The following is a 19,806-nucleotide window of genomic DNA, read 5'->3' on the forward strand; positions in this document are numbered from 1 at the left end:
GCGCGGAAGAGTAACGCCGGCAGCGAAATGCAACGCATGGGATAATCTCGGGCTCACACTGAGCAACGCGGCCCGAACGCGCCCTCCCCCATGACGACTTCTTTCCTGGCACGCTGGCTGCCGCAACCGAACAACGGCAGCCGCCGCGAACAAGCGCGCGCCTGCGCGGGCGCCATCTGCGGCCTGCTGCTCACTGGTCTCATCTGCCACTTCCTGCTGGCCCCCGACAGCGCCAGCGTCTACCTGATCGCGCCCATGGGCGCCTCGGCCGTGCTGCTGTTCTGTCTGCCAGCGAGCCCGCTGGCGCAACCGTGGTCGGTGGTCGGCGGCAATGTCGTCTCCGGCCTGGTCGGCATGGCCTGCGTCAAATGGTTAGGATCTGGCGTGGGCGTGGCGGCGCTGGCGGCCTGCCTGGCCATCAGCGCCATGTTTGCCCTGCGCTGTTTGCATCCGCCGGGCGGCGCCGTGGCGCTCACCACCGTCGTCGGTGGCGCCAGCGTGCATGCGGCCGGCTTTGAATTCGTCTTCATCACCGTGCTGTTCAATTCCGCCGTGCTGGTCGCCTGCGCCGTGCTGTACAACAACCTGACGGGACGCCGCTACCCGCACATCCAGCAATTGATGGCGCCGCATCCGCACGCCACCAGGGATGACGTGCCCAGCAACCGCCTGGGCTTTTCACCGGACGATCTCGATGCCGTCTTGCGCCAGCACAGCGAAGTGCTCGACATCAGCCGCGACGATTTGCAAGCGATCTTCCTGCAAACGGAAATGCGCGCCTACCAGCGCCGCTTCGGCGTCGTCACCTGTGCCGACATCATGTCGAAAGATGTGCTCTGCGTGGAATTCGGCACGCCGCTCGATGTTGCCTGGCGCACCATGCGCGAGCACGACGTGGGCGCCCTGCCCGTACTGAACCGGGCGCGCCGGGTCATCGGCATCATCACGCAGACGGATTTCCTGCGCCATGGCGGGCTCGACGATTATCAGGGCATGCGCCAGCGCCTGCGCGGCTTGCTGCAACGCAGCGGCCTGTCCCACAGCGACAAGCCCGAGGTGGTGGGCCAGCTGATGACGCCGTCCCCGCACACGGCTCGCCTGGGCACGCCCATCATCGACCTGGTGCCCCTGATGGCCGATGCCGGCTATCACCATATTCCCATCCTCGACGATGAAGAGCGCCTGGCCGGCATCATCAGCCAGTCCGACCTGATGGCGGCCTTATATGAAAGCCGCTTTGCCGAGGCGGCCGCATGACGCCATTCCAGGCATTGCTGACCAGCCCCGAGGGCGGCGCGGCTGGCACACCCGTCAGCGCGCATTTTTTCGGCGCGCAGTTGGTCATCGACGCGCCCGGCCATAACGTGGATGTGGCGCAACTGGTCGTCAGCGTGGGCGGTGTCGATGGGCCTGAACTGTTCCTGAACTGGCTCGACGCACAAGGCCGGCAAGCGTCGTTGAAACCGCTGACCGCGAGCGACATCGCCATCGTGCTAAAAGAAGCGCCACAGACGCTGCAGCCGCAACTGCAGCGTCTGTGGAGCGAACGCCAGCGCAACCGGCGGCAAGTATCGGGTTGGCTGGCCGGCTTGACGGGCGCGGCCGTCGTCGCTGCCGCCCTGCTGTGGTGGCAAGGCAGCCATGCCATCGGCACACTGGCGGGATGGATACCCCTGTCGACGGAAAAGCAGCTGGGCGAACTGGCCCTGGCGCAAGTGCGCGCGCAGGGCGGCATCAGCGAGCACGGCGTGGCGCAGCAAACGCTGCAGGAGATCGGCAGCAAGCTGACAGCGGGATCGCGCTACCCGTACCGCTGGCTGGTCAAGCAGGACGACACGGTCAACGCGTTTGCCATGCCGGGCGGCATCATCGTCGTGCATACGGGCTTGCTGCGTCAGGCGGGCGACCCGGGCGAGCTGGCCGGCGTGCTGGCGCATGAAGTGCAGCATGTGGAACAGCGCCATTCGCTGCGGCAAATGATCAGCAGCCTGGGCTGGGGCGCCCTGGTGGGCCTGACCATCGGCGACATCAGCGCCGTGGCCGCCATGCTGGCGCACCAGGCCGGCACCTTGTATTTCAGCCGCGACATGGAAGAGGAAGCGGACCGTCTCGGTTTGCTTGCCTTGCAGCGCGCGCAGATCCGTCCCGACGGCATGCTGCGCTTTTTTCAGAAGCTCGATGACCAGGACAAGGCCAGTGTGCCGGGATGGATTTCCTCGCACCCGCAGACGGCGGCGCGCGCGCAGCAGATCGAGAGCCTGATCGCCGCCACGCCCTGCCCCGCCTGCCTTCCCTTAACCAGCGGGCACTGGCAGGCGATGAAAGCGGCCCTGCCGCCTACGGCAAAATAGCAACATTCCCCTCATACAATTTATCCAAACGCACTGGGCAATGGCGTATGCTTACGCCCCGGCTGCTCCACCGTGACCAGCACCCCTGACCTCGCTACGCCCCGTTCATTCCCTCCTTACAAAGGATATTGCGCATGAAGCATCGTTTTGCCGCCGGCACCCTCGGCACCCTGGCCATCTCCCTGTTACTCGCCTACGCGCCCATGGCGCAGGCGGTCCAGCCCACAGCCAACACCGTGGCCGTCAGCGCGCCGAAAGCCAAGCAGCGATTGCAGGTCGTGGCCGATCAGTACTACGATGCGCAGGCCCGTTTCGAGCCGATCAATGCCACCGAAAGCGGCGACAACCGTTTTGACGACCAGCTCGGTTCCGCCATCGTTCCCGCCGCGCGCGCAAAACAGTTTGCCCTGTACCGCCAGTACCAGAAGACCCTGCGCAGCATTGGCCGCGCGCAGCTGTCGCACCAGGACCAGATCAACTACGATATCCTCGACTATGAACTGGCGACGGCGCTGAGCTTCGAGCGCTTCCCCGAATACCTGCTGCCACTGAACCAGATGGACAGCATGCCCGTCACCCTGGCCAATTATGCGGGCGGCGAGGCATCGCAACCGCTGACCACGGTCAAGGAGTATGACGCATACCTGAGCCGTATTAGCCAGTTGCCCGGCTGGATAGACCAGGCCATCGCCAACATGAAAGTCGGCATGCAAAAGGGCATCGTGCTGCCGAAGGCGCTGACGGAATCGGCCCTGCCGCAATTCAAAAAACTCGTCAGCGCCACGCCGCAGGACAGCGTCTATTACACGCCCATCAAGAACTTGCCAGCCAGCTTATCCGAGGCGGACAAGGCGCGCCTGACGCAGGCGTACACCGATGCCATCCAGGCCAAACTGATGCCTGCGCTGCAGCGTCTGTCCACCTTCATGGAGCGCGATTACCTGCCGGCCAGCCGCACGAGCAGCGGCTGGAGCGCCCTGCCCGATGGCGCTGCCTGGTACCAGGCGCGCGTGGCCAGCAGCACCACCACGGACTTGAAACCGGAGCAAATCCACGCCATCGGCTTGAAGGAAGTGGCGCGCATCCAGGAACAATACGCGATCGTGGGACCGAAGATGGGCTACACCGGCCCGGCCGCCGGCTTGCCCGTGTGGGTCTCGGAACAGGCGAAATACCGCCCGTTCAAGACGGAGCAGGAAGTGCTCGACGTCTACCGCAAGCTGAATGTGCTGCTGGACAGCAAATTGCCCGCGCTGTTCACCCTGGTGCCGAAAGCGCCGCTGGACTTGCGCCTGGAACCTGAACTGAGCCGCGACACGGCCGCCGACCACTACACGGCGCCTGCGGCCGACGGTTCGCGCCCCGGCGTGTTCTGGTCCGTCGTCACCGATCCGAAACAGTATGGCGATACGGGCATGACTACCTTGTTTTTGCACGAAGGCAAGCCTGGCCACCATTTCCACCTGGCGCTGGTGCAAGAGATGGACTTGCCGAACTTCCGCCGTTTCGGCGGCAACAATGCCTTCACGGAAGGCTGGGCCCTGTATGCGGAAACCCTGGGCAAGGAAATGGGCTTGTTCGACGATCCAGCCCAGTATTTCGGCCACTTGAACGACGAGATGCTGCGCGCCGTGCGCCTGGTGGTCGACACGGGCTTGCACACCAAGGGCTGGACACGCGAGCAGACCATCAAGTACATGCGCGACACCCTCGGCTATGACGCCGTGGCGAAAAGTGAAACGGAACGCTACATGGCGTGGCCGGGCCAGGCCCTGGGCTACAAGATCGGTGCGCTGAAGATCGTCGAACTGCGCCAGCGCGCGCAAGCTGCCTTGGGCGACAAGTTCAGCCTGCCGAAGTTCCATGAAGTCGTGCTCGGCGACGGCACCCTGCCTTTGAAACTGCTGGAAGCCAAAGTCGACCGGTGGATCGCGCAGCAGAAGTAAAACGCAAGGCCTGAAGGCAAAACGGCAGCACCTCGATGGCGCTGCCGTTTTTTTCGCCGCTGGCGTTTTCAGTTACACCAGCAACGCCGCGCTCATCGAGCGCACTTCCTCGTTTGACTCGGCCAGGATGCTTTGCAAGGTTTCGTTGTCAATAATAAAATCGATGACGGAATCGGAAGGCGTGAGCATTTCCACATACGTCGCTTGCAACGGCGACGGCACGGGCGACAGTTGCTTGGCCAACAATAAAGTGTCGAGCAGGGAATCGGGCGGAATCGACAGCAAGCCATCACGCAAGCCTTCGATGGCGTCGCTCACGGCCAGCGGTATCAGCAGCTTCTTCATGACTTCGCGGGAAATGATTTCTTCGGCGGACTCCATCCAGTGATCCGCATCGTCGTCGAGCAGGCCAGGAAATTCATCGGCACGCGACAGAAGGTAAAAACCGCCCACCTCATGCACGATGCCCGCGAATAGCGCTGTGTCCGCATCGACGTGCGTCACGCGGCGGGCAAGCACATGCGCCAGTGCCGCCACATGCGCCGTGTGTTCCCACAGCTGTGTCGCCTTCTGGCGCAGGACGGGGTCGATGATCTTGCTGCCGAACTGGCGCACCACCATGGCCGCCACCAGCGCATACAGATTGCGGTAACCCATGCGCATGACGGCGGCACGCACGCTGGTCACGGGCGCCGCATCGCCGCGGCTGTACACGGCCGAATTGGCCAGGGCCACCGTGCGCGCCGCCAGCAAGGGCTCGGCCAGCACCAGCTTGATGGCATGATCGATATGGCAGTCCGGTTCGGCCAGGGCCAATTGCAATTGCAGCGCTGAATTAACACTCGTGGGAAACGTTAATTCGCCGCGCACTGCCTGGGAAACAATTAAACCGAAAGCCTGTAGTTTATTCATCATACGATCAATCCGCCTCAGAGTTTTTTCTAGCCAACAATTTCATGCATCAGAAATTGAATGCCAGGCCCGGCCTTTAGAATACAGATGGCATGTCATTCATTTGCAAGGAAGCGTCTGGCAATGCCAGCGCCTGCAATAGCGATTCATCGCCAATGACAAACAACTTCGGCTGCTGTAATACCTGCAGCAGAAATGGCTGACCTTCGCGCAGACGCCGGCGATAATCGGCCAGCGTATATAAGTTGGGATTGATTTTACGCCTTAAGGTTCGCTCGGCCGGGGCCAATCCTGTCAACAGATCGCCATAATTGGCATCCTCGCCCACCAGCAGCAAGTCGATGGCGCTACCGGGCATGTCCTGTCCCTTCGCCGTGGCACCAGACACGAAGGCCAGGTGCAACTGGGCACGCAAGGGCGCCAGGGTCGCGCTGAGCACGCCGACGATACCGAAGGTTTTCTGCACCAGTCCGCTCAACTCGGGATACACGAGGCTTTCCTTGTTGGGCCAGAAGCGCCGCACATTACCGATCCGCTCCGACGTGATCAGGCCGGAATCATGCAGGCGGCGCAGTTCGCGCTGCGCCGACGCGCTGCCCAGGCCCGTCAAACGCATGATCTCGTTCAAGTGAAAGCCTTCATTCACACGGACAAAGAGCAAGCCCAGCAGTTTCTGCTGGGCGGGAGTAAACAGGGCTTGGGCAATCATGCGCCAAATCTTAGCATGAATAAACTGGAAACTGGCGTGACGAGGGCAATAGTGCGTGATGGCACCACAACGCGGTGATACGCGATCACCATCAGTTGAGCGAACACATGCGGGCGACGTCGCACTTGCCCAACTGCGGGTAGCCAGCACTCAGTCATCCTTGTGAGCGCTCACTTCCGATCCGTTGACACCAACCGCATCATCTGTATTTACCGATCAGTTCAAACATGTCCATGCAACAGTAACTCGACCATATTGATTCACAAACCAAACCGGATAGATACTGGCATAGAGGTTGATTCCAATCCCAGCCATGAATAACAGCGTGACTTTCATTGCATCATGCATTTTCCACTTACCCGTACAGCCAATATTTCAATCCACCATATAAATAACGTTTTTTCAGTAGTTATAATCCGCGATATAAATGGGTCACAATGATTTTTCGCATTCCCCGCTATGCGTACGCATGCTTCGGATAAGCACGCAGGCATAAAAAAACGGCACCCGAAGGTGCCGTTCTTGTCAGCTGATAGCGTAGATTACGCTTCGTCGCCGTGGTGTTGCTGGCTTTCGATAAGCCAGCAAATCTTCGGTGGTTTCACTGGCCAGGGTGGCCTTATCGACCGGCAGCGGGGCTTGAGACTCCTCCACTTCCCACGCTGCCTTCTGCTTGCGTGTGTGCTGGAAATGCGCCGTACGGACAAAAAAACGAATCACGCAGGCATAAAAAAACGGCACCCGAAGGTGCCGTTCTTGTCAGCTGACAGCGTAGATTACGCTTCGTCGCCGTGGTGTTGCTGGCTTTCGATATCCTGCAACGCTTCGGCAGCTTCGCCGGCCATCGAGGCTTTCTCGGCCAGCAACAGCGCTTGACGCTCTTCCACTTCCCACGCTTCTTTTTCTTTGCGTGCGCGGTGGAAGGCCAGGCCCGTACCGCCAGGAATCAGACGGCCGACGATGACGTTCTCTTTCAGGCCGCGCAAACCATCGCGCTTGCCCATGATCGCCGCTTCCGTCAGCACGCGGGTGGTTTCCTGGAACGATGCGGCCGAGATGAACGAATCGGTCGACAGCGAAGCCTTGGTAATACCCAGCAGAACGTTTTCGTAGGTCGCAGGAATTTTGTTTCCGGCTTCCATCAGGTCGTTCTGATCCAGCAGTTCCGAACGCTCTACCTGCTCGCCAACGATGTAGTTGGTGTCGCCGGCATTGACGATCTGCACACGGCGCAGCATCTGACGCACGATCACTTCGATGTGCTTGTCATTGATCTTCACGCCTTGCAGACGGTACACGTCTTGCACTTCGTCGACGATGTAACGTGCCAGCGCTTCGATACCCAGCAGGCGCAGGATGTCTTGCGGATCGGCCGGGCCGTCCACGATCATCTCGCCCTTGTTCACGACTTGGCCGTCATGCACCAGCACTTGTTTGTCCTTGGTGATCAAGAACTCATGCTTGTTGCCGTCCATGTCCGTGATTTCCAGACGCTGCTTGCCCTTGGTTTCCTTACCGAACGCAACCGTACCCGTGACTTCCGCCAGCATACCGGCATCTTTCGGCGAGCGCGCTTCGAACAGTTCCGCAACGCGTGGCAGACCACCGGTAATATCGCGCGTTTTTTGCGATTCGGTAGGAATACGTGCCAGCACTTCACCAACCGATACCTGTTGACCGTCCTTGACCATGATCAGCGCGCCGACCTGGAAGCCGATCGCCACCGAGTGTTCGGTGCCGGCGATCTTGACTTCTTCGTTCGCCTCGTTGATCAGCTTGACTTGCGGACGCAACGTTTTCGTCAACGAACCGCGACGTTTCGCATCGATCGCCACCAGGGTGGACAGACCGGTCACTTCGTCGACCTGACGGGCTACGGTGACGCCTTCTTCGACGTTCTCGAAACGCACTTGACCGGCGTATTCGGTAATGATCGGACGGGTCAGCGGATCCCACGTTGCCAGGGCCGTACCGGCCTTGATGACCAGGCCGTCCTTGACGATCAGGGTCGCGCCGTACGGCACTTTATGACGCTCACGCTCACGGCCATGGTCGTCGGTGATCAGCACTTCGCCGGAACGGGAAATGACGATTTGCGCGCCCTTGCCGTTCGTCACGTAACGCATGGTTGCCGTGAAGCGGATGGTACCGTTCGATTTGGCTTCCACCGACGATGCCACTGCCGCACGCGATGCCGCACCACCAATGTGGAACGTACGCATGGTCAGCTGGGTACCCGGCTCACCAATCGACTGCGCTGCCACCACACCGACGGCTTCGCCGGCGTTGACCAGCATGCCGCGGCCCAGGTCGCGGCCATAGCACTTGGCGCACAGGCCGAAGCGCGTGTCGCAAGTCAGTGGCGTACGCACCTTGACTTCATCGATGGACAGACGCTCGATCTCTTCGACCATGTCTTCGTCCAGCAGCGAACCGGCTTCGTACAGCGTTTCCTGGGTTTCAGGATTGACGACATCGTGCACGGTAACACGGCCGAGGATACGGTCGCGCAGCGCTTCGATGACTTCACCACCTTCGACCAGCGCCTTCATCAGCGCGCCGTTCATGGTGCCGCAATCGTCCTCGATCACCACCAAGTCTTGCGTCACGTCAACCAGACGACGCGTCAGGTAACCGGAGTTAGCCGTTTTCAGCGCCGTATCGGCCAGACCTTTACGCGCACCGTGGGTCGAAATGAAGTACTGCAAAACGTTCAGACCTTCGCGGAAGTTCGCGGTAATCGGCGTTTCGATAATCGAACCATCCGGTTTGGCCATCAGACCACGCATACCGGCCAACTGACGAATCTGGGCTGCGGAACCGCGCGCGCCGGAGTCGGCCATCATGTAAATGGCGTTGAACGATTCTTGCGTCGACTTGGTGCCGTCGCGGCGGATCACGTCTTCGACTTTGAGCTGGTCCATCATGGCCTTGCCGACTTCATCCGAGGTTTTGCCCCAGATATCGACTACCTTGTTGTAACGCTCGCCGGCGGTCACGAGACCCGAGGCGTATTGCTGTTCGATCTGCTTGACTTCCGATTCGGCCGCCGCGATCAGGGTGACTTTTTGCGGCGGTACCAGCATGTCGTCGACGCAGATCGAGATACCGGCGCGTGTCGCCAGGCGGAAACCCGATTGCATCAGTTTGTCTGCGAACACCACGGTGGCGCGCAGGCCGCACTTGCGGAACGACGTGTTGATCAGCTTGGAAATTTCTTTCTTTTTCAGCGCGCGGTTCAAGACGGAGAACGGCAAGCCTTTAGGCAGAATTTCCGACAGGATCGCACGGCCGATCGTCGTTTCGTAGCGGGTAATCGTTTTCTCGAACTCGCCCGTTTCGGCGTTTTTCGGGTATTCGGTAATACGCACGGTAACGCGGGTCGTCAGTTCGACTTCCTTGTTGTCGTAGGCGCGGATCACTTCCGAGACGTCAGGGAACATCATCCCTTCGTTCTTCGCATTGATCGCTTCGCGCGTCGCGTAGTACAGACCCAGCACGATATCCTGCGACGGCACGATCGACGGTTCGCCGTTCGATGGGAACAGGATGTTGTTCGATGCCAGCATCAGGGTGCGTGCTTCCATCTGCGCTTCGATCGACAGAGGAACGTGGACCGCCATTTGGTCACCGTCAAAGTCGGCGTTGAATGCGGCGCAGACGAGTGGGTGCAACTGGATGGCCTTGCCTTCAATCAGGACTGGCTCGAAGGCCTGGATACCCAGACGGTGCAAGGTTGGTGCGCGGTTCAACATGATCGGATGTTCGCGAATCACGTCTTCCAGGATGTCCCACACGACCGGCTCTTGAATCTCGACCAGCTTTTTCGCTGCCTTGATCGTGGTCGCCAGACCCATCAGTTCCAGTTTATTGAAAATGAATGGCTTGAACAGTTCCAGCGCCATCAGTTTCGGCAAGCCGCACTGATGCAGTTTCAATTGCGGGCCGACGACGATGACGGAACGACCCGAGTAATCGACGCGTTTGCCCAGCAAGTTTTGACGGAAACGGCCGCCCTTGCCCTTGATCATCTCTGCCAGCGATTTCAGCGGACGTTTGTTGGCGCCGGTCATCGCTTTGCCGCGACGGCCATTGTCCAGCAGCGAATCGACCGCTTCTTGCAGCATGCGCTTTTCGTTGCGCGTGATGATCTCTGGAGCGCGCAGCTCCATCAGGCGTTTCAGACGGTTGTTACGGTTGATGACGCGGCGATACAGATCGTTCAGATCCGAGGTCGCGAAACGGCCACCATCCAGCGGTACCAGCGGACGCAGTTCCGGCGGCAGCACTGGCAGCACTTCCATGATCATCCAGTCAGGCTTGATGCCCGAACGCTGGAACGCTTCCAGCACTTTCAGGCGCTTGGCGTATTTCTTGATCTTGGCTTCGGATTTCGATTCCTTCAGTTCCACGCGCAGGGTTTCGGCATCGCGGTGGATGTCGATCGAGCGCAGCAGTTCACGGATACCTTCGGCGCCCATGAAGGCGGTGAAGTCGTCGCCGTACTCTTCGTACTTGGCGGCGTAGTCGTCTTCCGACATGATCTGGCACTTCTTCAGCGGGGTCATGCCCGGATCGGTCACGACGTATGCTTCAAAGTACAGCACGCGTTCGATGTCCCGCAGGGTCATGTCCAGGACCATGCCCAGACGCGACGGCAGCGACTTCAGGAACCAGATGTGCGCGGTCGGCGAGGCCAGCTCGATGTGGCCCATGCGCTCGCGGCGCACCTTGGCCAGCGTGACTTCGACGCCGCACTTTTCGCAGATCACGCCGCGGTGTTTCAGGCGCTTGTACTTGCCGCACAGGCATTCGTAATCCTTGATCGGGCCAAAGATCTTGGCGCAGAACAGGCCATCGCGCTCAGGCTTGAAGGTACGGTAGTTGATGGTTTCCGGCTTTTTGACTTCGCCGTAGGACCACGAACGGATTTTCTCAGGCGAAGCGAGACCGATCTTGATTGCATCGAAGGTCTCGTTGGTCTGTACTTGCTTGAATAGATCGAGCAGTGCTTTCATGTATCACTCCAGAGGTGATTAAATTTCTATATTCCTGAGACTACATTGCCCGGCGTGGTTTCCCAGCCGGGCTTTGTGTTTCCCAAACCAAATGACAGGTGGCTGTCTTTTAGTTGCGTTCGAGGTCGATATCGATACCCAGCGAACGGATTTCCTTGACCAGCACGTTGAACGATTCCGGCATGCCGGCGTCGATCACGTGGTCGCCCTTGACCAGGTTCTCGTACACTTTGGTACGGCCATTCACGTCATCGGACTTGACGGTCAACATCTCTTGCAAGACATACGACGCGCCATACGCTTCCAGTGCCCAGACTTCCATCTCACCGAAACGCTGACCACCGAACTGGGCTTTACCACCCAGCGGCTGTTGCGTCACCAGCGAGTAAGGACCGGTCGAACGCGCATGCATCTTGTCATCGACCAAGTGATGCAGTTTCAGCATGTGCATGACGCCAACAGTGACCTTGCGTTCGAACGCTTCACCGGTGCGACCGTCATACATGGTCACCTGGTTCTTCGACGGGGTCATGCCCAGGTTCTTGGCGATGTCGTCCGGATACGCCAGGTCCAGCATGCGGCGGATCTCTTCTTCGTTCGCACCGTCAAACACTGGCGTGGCGAATGGCACACCTTTTTTCAGATTCTCGGCCAGTTTCATGATCTCTTCATCATCAAACTTGTCCAGATCTTCCGCGCGGCCATTGTCGTTGTAGATCGTCGTCAGATACTTGCGCATTTGCTCGACCTTGGTTTGCGCCTTCAGCATTTCGCCGATGCGGATACCCAGACCCTTGGCAGCCCAGCCCAAGTGAGTCTCGAGAATCTGACCAACGTTCATCCGTGAAGGAACGCCCAGCGGGTTCAGCACAACGTCGGCTGGCGTGCCGTCGGCCATGTATGGCATGTCTTCCACAGGAACAATACGGGAAACCACACCCTTGTTACCGTGGCGACCTGCCATCTTGTCGCCCGACTGCAGGCGGCGTTTCACGGCCAGGTATACCTTGACCATTTTTTGCACGCCTGGTTGCAGCTCATCGCCTTGCGTCAGTTTCTTGCGCTTCTCTTCGAAGGCCAGATCAAACTGGTGACGCTTCTCGTTGATCGATTCCTTGATCGCTTCCAGCGCTACCGCTGCATCGTCGTCCGCAGGGCGGATGTCGAACCAGTGGTATTTGTCCAGATCGGCCAGGTAATCCTTGGTGATCTTGGCGCCTTTGGCCAGCTTTTTAGGGCCGCCGTTGACAACTTTGCCGATCAGCATTTTTTCCAGACGCTGGAAGGCATCGCCTTCCACGATACGCATCTGATCGTTCAGATCCAGACGGAAGCGTTTCAGTTCGTCATCGATAATTTGCTGGGCGCGCTTGTCGCGCACGATACCTTCACGCGTGAAGACTTGCACGTCGATCACGGTACCGATCATGCCCGAAGGCACGCGCAGCGACGTATCTTTTACGTCCGAGGCTTTTTCGCCGAAAATCGCGCGCAGCAGCTTCTCTTCCGGGGTCAGCTGGGTTTCGCCTTTAGGCGTCACTTTACCGACCAGGGTGTCGCCGGCCTGGACTTCAGCGCCGATGTAGACGATACCGGACTCATCCAGACGTGCCAGCTGATTTTCAGCCAGGTTCGAGATGTCGCGCGTAATTTCTTCCGCGCCCAGTTTCGTGTCACGGGCAACCACCGACAACTCTTCGATGTGAATCGAGGTGTAGCGGTCGTCCTTGACGACGTTTTCCGAGATCAGGATCGAATCTTCGAAGTTCAGACCATTCCATGGCATGAAAGCCACGGTCATGTTCTGGCCCAGTGCCAACTCACCCAGGTCGGTCGATGCGCCATCGGCGATCACGTCGCGCTTGGCAACACGGTCGCCCACTTGCACGATAGGACGCTGGTTGATGTTGGTGTTCTGGTTCGAACGGGTGTACTTGATCAGGTTGTAGATGTCGACGCCCACTTCACCAGCGGTGGCTTCGTCATCGTTGACGCGAATCACGACACGGCCCGCATCGATGTAATCGACGATACCGCCACGCAAGGCTTGCACGGTGGTGCCCGAGTCGACCGCAACGGTGCGTTCGATACCGGTACCGACCAGCGCTTTTTCAGGACGCAAGCAAGGCACAGCCTGGCGTTGCATGTTGGCGCCCATCAATGCACGGTTTGCATCATCGTGTTCGAGGAACGGAATCAGCGAGGCAGCGACGGAAACGATCTGGCCTGGCGCCACGTCCATATACTGGATGCGCTCCGGGGAGACCAGGATGGTTTCGCCGGCTTCACGGGCCGAGACCAGTTCATCGGACAGCGTACCTTCATCGCTGATGGTCGCATTCGCCTGAGCGATGATGTAGCGGCCTTCTTCGATGGCGGACAGGTAGTCGATCTGATCGGTAATCTTGGAACCTTCGACCTTGCGGTACGGGGTTTCCAGGAAGCCGTATTCATTCAGGCGGGCATACAGAGCCAGCGAGTTGATCAGACCAATGTTCGGACCTTCCGGTGTCTCGATCGGGCAGACGCGGCCGTAGTGGGTCGGATGCACGTCGCGCACTTCAAAACCGGCGCGTTCGCGTGTCAGACCGCCGGGTCCCAGAGCCGATACACGGCGCTTGTGGGTAATTTCCGACAGAGGATTGGTTTGGTCCATAAACTGCGACAGCTGGGACGAACCGAAGAACTCGCGAATCGCAGCCGAAATCGGCTTCGAGTTGATCAGGTCGTGCGGCATCAGGTTGTCCGCTTCGGCTTGGCCGAGGCGTTCCTTGACGGCGCGCTCAACACGCACCAGGCCGGCGCGGAATTGATTCTCAGCCAGTTCGCCCACGCAACGTACGCGACGGTTACCCAGGTGATCGATATCGTCGACTTCGCCGCGGCCATTGCGCAGTTCCACCAGGATCTTGATCACGGCCAGCACGTCTTCGTTCGACAGGGTCATGGCGCCGGTCAGTTCATCGCGGCCAATGCGGCGATTGAACTTCATGCGGCCCACGGCCGACAGGTCGTAGCGGTCCGAGTTGTAGAACAGGCCATTGAACAGCGCTTCAACGGAGTCTTCCGTTGGCGGTTCGCCTGGACGCATCATGCGGTAGATCGCCACTTTCGCAGCCATCTGATCGGCGGTATCGTCGATACGCAGGGTTTGCGAGATGTAGGCGCCCTGATCCAGGTCGTTGGTGTACAAGGTCTGGATTTCGGAAATGCTGGCATCGCGCAAGCGGCCCAGCAAGTCTTCCGTCAGCTCATCGTTCGCGGAAGCGACGACTTCACCGGTGTCGCCATCGACGATGTTCTTCGCCAATACGCGGCCCAGCAGGTAGTCTTCCGGTACGGAAATGTGCTTGATGCCGGCAGCTTCGATATCACGCACGTGCTTGGCGTTGATACGCTTGTCTTTCAGCACCAGGGTCTTGCCCGACTTGTCGACGATGTCAAAGCGCGCCACTTCGCCGCGCAGACGTTCGGCGACGAATTCCATTTCCGCGCCTTCGGAGCGCAGGTTGAAATTGTCGAAGACAAAGAAATTGGCCAGGATTTGCTCATGCGACATGCCGATGGCTTTGAGCAGGATCGTTACTGGCATCTTGCGGCGGCGGTCGACGCGGAAGAACAGGATGTCTTTCGGGTCGAACTCGAAGTCCAGCCACGAACCGCGGTAAGGAATGATACGCGCGGAGAACAGCAGCTTACCGGACGAGTGAGTCTTGCCGCGGTCGTGCTCGAAGAACACGCCAGGCGAACGGTGCAGCTGGGAAACGATAACCCGCTCCGTGCCGTTGATCACGAACGAACCGGTGGTCGTCATGAGCGGCAATTCGCCCATGTAGACTTCCTGTTCCTTCATCTCTTTGACGACAGGCTTGGTTGGCGATTCCTTGTCCAGGATCACCAGGCGCACTTTCGCGCGCAGCGGCGACGCGAACGTCAGGCCACGTTGTTGACATTCTTTGACGTCGAAGGCAGGATCACCCAGGACGTACGACAAGAATTCGAGACGCGCAAAACCATTGTGCGACACGATAGGGAAAATCGAAGTGAAAGCCGACTGCAGGCCATCATTCTTGCGGCCGGACGGTGCTATGTCCTCTTGCAAGAAGCTATGATAAGACTCGAGCTGGGTCGCCAGCAGGAACGGAACGTGGTGAACGTTGGCGCGCTTCGCGAATGATTTGCGAATGCGTTTCTTCTCAGTAAATGAGTAGTGCATGGACACTCCGTGAGTGACAGAAAGGATAGAAAATTCAGGTTTTGCAAGTGTTCGTTTGCACCGCTGCGTGTGACACAGACGAAACCTCAAGGCTCTGCTTTCCGGCTTGAATCGAATAAAAACTGCTGCTGCAACTACATGACAAATACGATGCAGACGACAAAGGAGCCAAAGTCGGATTTCCCCCCTTGCGAGGGGAAACCTCAGACTTTGACTCGGGCGCTAACTGCCGCCGGTACAGATATTACTTGATCGAAGCGGTTGCGCCGGCTTCTACCAGTTTCTTCTGTGCTGCTTCAGCGTCAGCTTTCGACACTGCTTCTTTCACAGTTTTTGGTGCGCCATCGACCAGGTCTTTAGCTTCTTTCAAGCCGAGGCCGGTGATTTCGCGAACTGCTTTAATGACGCCAACTTTGTTTGCGCCGAAGCTGTCCAGGATGACGTTGAATTCGGTTTGTTCTTCAGCAGCTGCTGCTGGGCCTGCTGCAGGACCGGCCGAAGCCATCGCTGCTGCGGACACGCCGAATTTTTCTTCGAATGCTTTAACCAGGTCGTTCAGGTCCATTACGGACATGGCGCTAACTGCTTCCAGGATATCGTCTTTGCTAATTGCCATTTTGAAACTCCTAAATTTATTACGTTAGTTACATCAGATTGGTACTGAGAGAAAAAAGCGCGCGCAATTAAGCGGCTGCTGGGGCTTCTTCTGCTGCTGCTTCTTCTGCAGGAGCTTCGGCGCCTTCGCCTTTTTTCGCTGCCAGGGCAGCCAGACCACGTGCAAAGCCCGAAACCGGAGCCAGCATAACGCCCAACAACTGCGCAATGAGGACTTCACGGCTAGGAATGCTCGCCAACGCGGTGACAGCAGCTGTATCCAGCGGCTTGCCTGCGTAGTTACCTGCTTTGATGACCAGTTTGTCGTTGGTTTTAGCGAAGTCAGCGATGACTTTAGCTGCTGCAACGGCATCGGCCGAGATCGAGTAGATCAACGGGCCGGTCATGGCATCTGCCAGGCTGGCGAATGCGGTACCTTCAACGGAGCGACGAGCCAGAGTGTTTTTCAACACACGCAGGTACACGCCTTGGGCACGCGCTTTAGCACGCAGTTGCGTCAAGTGACCAACCTGGATGCCACGATATTCGGCCACGACGATCGTTTGCGCATTTGCTACTTGTGCGGAAACTTCGGCGACGACGGCCTTTTTGTCATTCAGATTGAGACTCACGGTCAACCTCCTTAAATGATGTTCGGCAATCACAACCGAGTGGTTGAGCGCCTTGCATCGGTTCGAACACGGCGTCCGAAGTCAAGAAGTACTAAACTGAGCGGATGGATTCACGCAGCATGAGGACTACAAAACTTGTTCGGGTACACCATCTGCGTTGGGCACTTGCCGTTGCCGGCAAGCCTATTAACCTTCTGCATGTACGATCACAGTCGGCCCAACGGTCTTTGATTGTCTGCCTGCCTGGTGCGAACACCGGACAGACAGCCCAAAGATGCGCCCGCAGCGCCCGGAGGCGCCACAGGACTTGATTCTTTACTTAAGCTGCCAGGCTAGTCTGGTCAACACGGACGCCAGCGCCCATGGTCGACGACAGCGAAACTTTGCGCAGGTACACGCCTTTGCTCGATGCTGGCTTGGCTTTGTTCAGTGCGTCGATCAGTGCGACCAGATTCGATTTCAGATCTGCGTCAGCGAACGATTTACGGCCGATGGTAGCGTGGATGATACCGGATTTGTCGGTACGGTACTGAACTTGACCGGCTTTCGCGTTTTTCACGGCGGTAGCGACGTCAGGAGTAACAGTGCCAACTTTCGGGTTAGGCATCATGCCGCGTGGGCCCAGGATCTGACCCAGGGTACCAACGATACGCATGGTATCTGGCGAAGCGATAACGATATCGAAAGGCATGTCGCCTGCTTTGATACGCTCAGCCAGGTCTTCCATACCAACGATGTCGGCGCCAGCTGCTTTAGCGGCTTCTGCTTTTTCGCCCGACGCGAACACTGCCACGCGTACGGTTTTGCCGGTACCAGCTGGCAGCACGACGGAGCCGCGCACCACTTGGTCGGATTTCTTAGGATCAACACCCAGTTGTACCGATACGTCGATCGATTCATTGAACTTGGCCGTTGCGCACTCTTTGATCAGAGCGACAGCGTTGTCGAAAGCGTACACTTTGGTACGGTCGACTTTGGCTTTCAAAGCCTTGATACGTTTGGATAACTTAGCCATTATACAACACCTTCCACCGTGATACCAATCGAACGAGCGGAACCAGCGATGGTGCGTACAGCAGCATCCATGTCGGCAGCGGTCAGATCAGGGGTTTTCAATTTAGCGATTTCTTCAGCTTGTGCGCGGGTCAGCGTACCGACTTTGTCGGTATGTGGCTTCGGCGAACCTTTGGTGATCGCAGCAGCTTTTTTGATCAGGTAGGTTGCTGGAGGCGTCTTCATCACGAACGTGAAGGACTTGTCCGCAAACGCGGTGATCACGACTGGAATCGGCATGCCTGGCTCCAGACCTTGGGTCTGTGCATTGAAGGCTTTGCAGAATTCCATGATGTTCAGACCACGTTGACCCAGAGCTGGACCGATTGGTGGGGATGGGTTTGCTTTACCAGCTGGCACTTGCAGCTTGATAAAACCAATGATTTTCTTTGCCATGATGGCTCCTATCTTGGATTGAGTAGTAGCGCCCCGCCGATCCTACCCTGGCGGGGCTCCTCTGACCGGATTTCGCTTTGACTACCGCGACGCTCCTGGTGGCGCTTGATACAGACTTAAACTTTTTCGACCTGGCCGAATTCGAGTTCCACCGGAGTAGCGCGGCCGAAGATGGTGACCGAGACGCGCACTTTGGATTTCTCGTAATTGACTTCTTCGACATTGCCGTTGAAGTCGGTGAACGGACCATCCTTGATGCGCACTTGCTCGCCCACTTCGTACAAGGTTTTTGGACGGGGCTTTTCAACACCTTCCTGCATCTGCTTCATGATGCCGTCGATTTCGCGCGCGGAGATCGGCGTCGGCTTGTTCGACTTGCCACCAATGAAACCGGTAACCTTGCTGGTGTTCTTGACCAAGTGCCAGCTCTCGTCCGTCATTTCCATTTCAACCAGCACATAGCCAGGATAGAAACGACGTTCGGTGACGGACTTCACACCATTCTTGACTTCGACCACTTCTTCGATCGGCACCAGGATCTGGCCGAACTGGTCTTGCATGCCCGCGCGCTCGATACGCTCGGTCAGTGCGCGCATGACGCTTTTTTCCATGCCGGAATAAGCATGCACGACATACCAGCGCTTGCTGCTGACTGGCACGCTCAGCGCGGCACCAGTGTCCGCTACCGGAGCGTCGCCCGGAACGGACTCGTCCGCCGCTTCATCATGCACATTTTCGCTCATTATTTTTTCCAACCCAGAATTACGTCATACAACAAAAACTCGAGCAATTTATCCGTGCCCCACAGGAAAATCGCCATGACCAGCACAAAGGCAAACACGATCGCAGTAATCTGCGTGGCTTCTTTGCGGGTAGGCCAAACGACTTTCTTGGTTTCGCGCACAGCTTCTTTGGCGAAATTGAGAAATTCACGGCCGGTCGTCGAGATATACAAGAGTGCAACAGCAATAACCAAACCAGCCACAAGCGCGCTTGCACGCACCAGAGCTGGTTGGCCTGCCAGGTAATAAAACCCGACTACTCCTGCAATCGCAGCCACTATTGCCAGCGCGACTTTTATCTTGTCACTCGACGTGCTAACGGTTTGCACGGATTGATTTGACATTTTTCTACTTTCGGTGCCCTGCACCTTGACGGTGGCAGGGACGGAGGGCATCGAACCCCCAACCTTCGGTTTTGGAGACCGACGCTCTGCCAATTGAGCTACGTCCCTACGTAAAACTTTCGAGGAGTGCTATTCTACCACCCAGGACGCCCCGGGTGGAAGCATAACATTTCCTTATGCGAGGATTTTTGCAACCACGCCGGCGCCGACGGTACGACCGCCTTCACGGATAGCGAAGCGCAGGCCTTCTTCCATCGCGATCGGGTTGATCAGCTTGACGGTGATCGACACGTTATCGCCTGGCATGACCATTTCTTTGTCTGCTGGCAACTCGATCGAACCAGTCACGTCCGTTGTGCGGAAGTAGAACTGTGGACGATAGTTGTTGAAGAATGGCGTATGACGGCCGCCTTCGTCTTTCGACAGAACATAGATCTCGCCGGTGAAGTGCGCATGCGGCTTGATCGAGCCTGGCTTGGCCAGAACTTGACCACGTTGCACGTCTTCACGCTTGGTGCCGCGCAGCAGCAGACCAACGTTGTCGCCTGCTTGACCTTGGTCCAGCAGTTTGCGGAACATTTCCACGCCGGTGCAAGTCGTTTTGACGGTATCGATAATACCAACGATTTCGATCTCTTCGCCGACTTTGACAATGCCGCGCTCGATACGACCGGTCACCACGGTACCGCGACCCGAGATCGAGAACACGTCTTCCACTGGCATCAGGAAAGCACCGTCAACAGCGCGCTCTGGCGTTGGGATGTAGGAATCGAGGGCATCGGCCAGACGCAACACTGCATCCACGCCCATTTCGCCTTCTTTGCCTTCCAGCGCCATACGTGCCGAACCTTTG

General features: G+C 58.0%; 14 protein-coding genes and 1 tRNA gene. 3 read left to right on the forward strand and 12 right to left on the reverse strand.

Annotation, left to right across the window (positions count from 1 at the left end; all coding sequences use genetic code 11):
- Positions 1–90 precede the first annotated feature (90 nt).
- The 3 genes from O0882_RS27855 (at position 91) to O0882_RS27865 (ending at position 4,297) form a co-directional block, all read left to right on the forward strand.
- The gene (locus O0882_RS27855; RefSeq protein WP_289953293.1) at positions 91–1,257 is read left to right on the forward strand and encodes an HPP family protein; all 1,167 of its coding nucleotides are present in this window, start codon (positions 91–93) and stop codon (positions 1,255–1,257) included.
- On the forward strand, positions 1,254–2,351 hold the full coding sequence (locus O0882_RS27860) for a M48 family metallopeptidase (RefSeq protein ID WP_289953294.1): 1,098 nt from the start codon (positions 1,254–1,256) through the stop codon (positions 2,349–2,351). The genes O0882_RS27855 and O0882_RS27860 overlap by 4 nt, the downstream gene beginning before the upstream one ends.
- 134 nt (positions 2,352–2,485) lie before the next feature.
- On the forward strand, positions 2,486–4,297 hold the full coding sequence (locus O0882_RS27865) for a DUF885 domain-containing protein (RefSeq protein WP_289953299.1): 1,812 nt from the start codon (positions 2,486–2,488) through the stop codon (positions 4,295–4,297).
- Positions 4,298–4,369: 72 nt separating this feature from the next.
- On the opposite strand, the gene O0882_RS27870 is transcribed toward O0882_RS27865, so the two are convergent.
- From O0882_RS27870 to O0882_RS27925, 12 genes are all read right to left on the reverse strand, one after another.
- Positions 4,370–5,209, reverse strand: a complete 840-nt coding sequence (locus O0882_RS27870) for an HDOD domain-containing protein (protein ID WP_289953303.1) — start codon at positions 5,207–5,209, stop codon at positions 4,370–4,372.
- A gap of 76 nt (positions 5,210–5,285) precedes the next feature.
- Positions 5,286–5,918: an ArsR family transcriptional regulator gene (locus tag O0882_RS27875; protein WP_289953300.1), complete on the reverse strand. Its 633-nt coding sequence runs from the start codon at positions 5,916–5,918 to the stop codon at positions 5,286–5,288.
- 776 nt (positions 5,919–6,694) lie between these two features.
- Entirely contained in the window at positions 6,695–10,936 is a 4,242-nt protein-coding gene (rpoC, locus tag O0882_RS27880) for a DNA-directed RNA polymerase subunit beta' (protein ID WP_096233372.1), read from the reverse strand.
- Between the two features lie 109 nt (positions 10,937–11,045).
- Entirely contained in the window at positions 11,046–15,152 is a 4,107-nt protein-coding gene (rpoB, locus tag O0882_RS27885) for a DNA-directed RNA polymerase subunit beta (protein WP_282409781.1), read from the reverse strand.
- 244 nt (positions 15,153–15,396) lie between these two features.
- A complete protein-coding gene (gene rplL, locus O0882_RS27890; protein WP_010394320.1) occupies positions 15,397–15,768 on the reverse strand; it encodes a 50S ribosomal protein L7/L12 in 372 nt (123 codons plus the stop codon).
- Positions 15,769–15,835: 67 nt separating this feature from the next.
- A complete protein-coding gene (gene rplJ, locus O0882_RS27895) occupies positions 15,836–16,378 on the reverse strand; it encodes a 50S ribosomal protein L10 (RefSeq protein WP_071079796.1) in 543 nt (180 codons plus the stop codon).
- Positions 16,379–16,697: 319 nt separating this feature from the next.
- Complete coding sequence (gene rplA / locus O0882_RS27900; RefSeq protein ID WP_071079797.1) at positions 16,698–17,393, reverse strand: 50S ribosomal protein L1; 696 nt, start codon at positions 17,391–17,393, stop codon at positions 16,698–16,700.
- Positions 17,393–17,827: a 50S ribosomal protein L11 gene (rplK, locus tag O0882_RS27905; protein WP_034753131.1), complete on the reverse strand. Its 435-nt coding sequence runs from the start codon at positions 17,825–17,827 to the stop codon at positions 17,393–17,395. The genes rplA and rplK overlap by 1 nt, the downstream gene beginning before the upstream one ends.
- Before the next feature lie 116 nt (positions 17,828–17,943).
- Positions 17,944–18,570 (reverse strand): transcription termination/antitermination protein NusG, encoded by a 627-nt coding sequence (gene nusG, locus O0882_RS27910; RefSeq protein WP_034753130.1) that lies wholly within the window; start codon positions 18,568–18,570, stop codon positions 17,944–17,946.
- Positions 18,570–18,953 (reverse strand): preprotein translocase subunit SecE, encoded by a 384-nt coding sequence (gene secE, locus O0882_RS27915; protein ID WP_035823944.1) that lies wholly within the window; start codon positions 18,951–18,953, stop codon positions 18,570–18,572. Before secE ends, nusG begins: the two co-directional genes overlap by 1 nt.
- 32 nt (positions 18,954–18,985) lie before the next feature.
- Positions 18,986–19,061, reverse strand: a tRNA-Trp gene (locus O0882_RS27920).
- A gap of 66 nt (positions 19,062–19,127) precedes the next feature.
- A partial coding sequence (locus O0882_RS27925; protein WP_289953301.1) for an EF-Tu/IF-2/RF-3 family GTPase occupies positions 19,128–19,806 on the reverse strand: 679 nt, incomplete at its 5' end.

It is taken from the genome of Janthinobacterium sp. SUN073 (genome assembly GCF_030397665.1).
Taxonomy (GTDB): Bacteria; Pseudomonadota; Gammaproteobacteria; order Burkholderiales; family Burkholderiaceae_D; genus Janthinobacterium.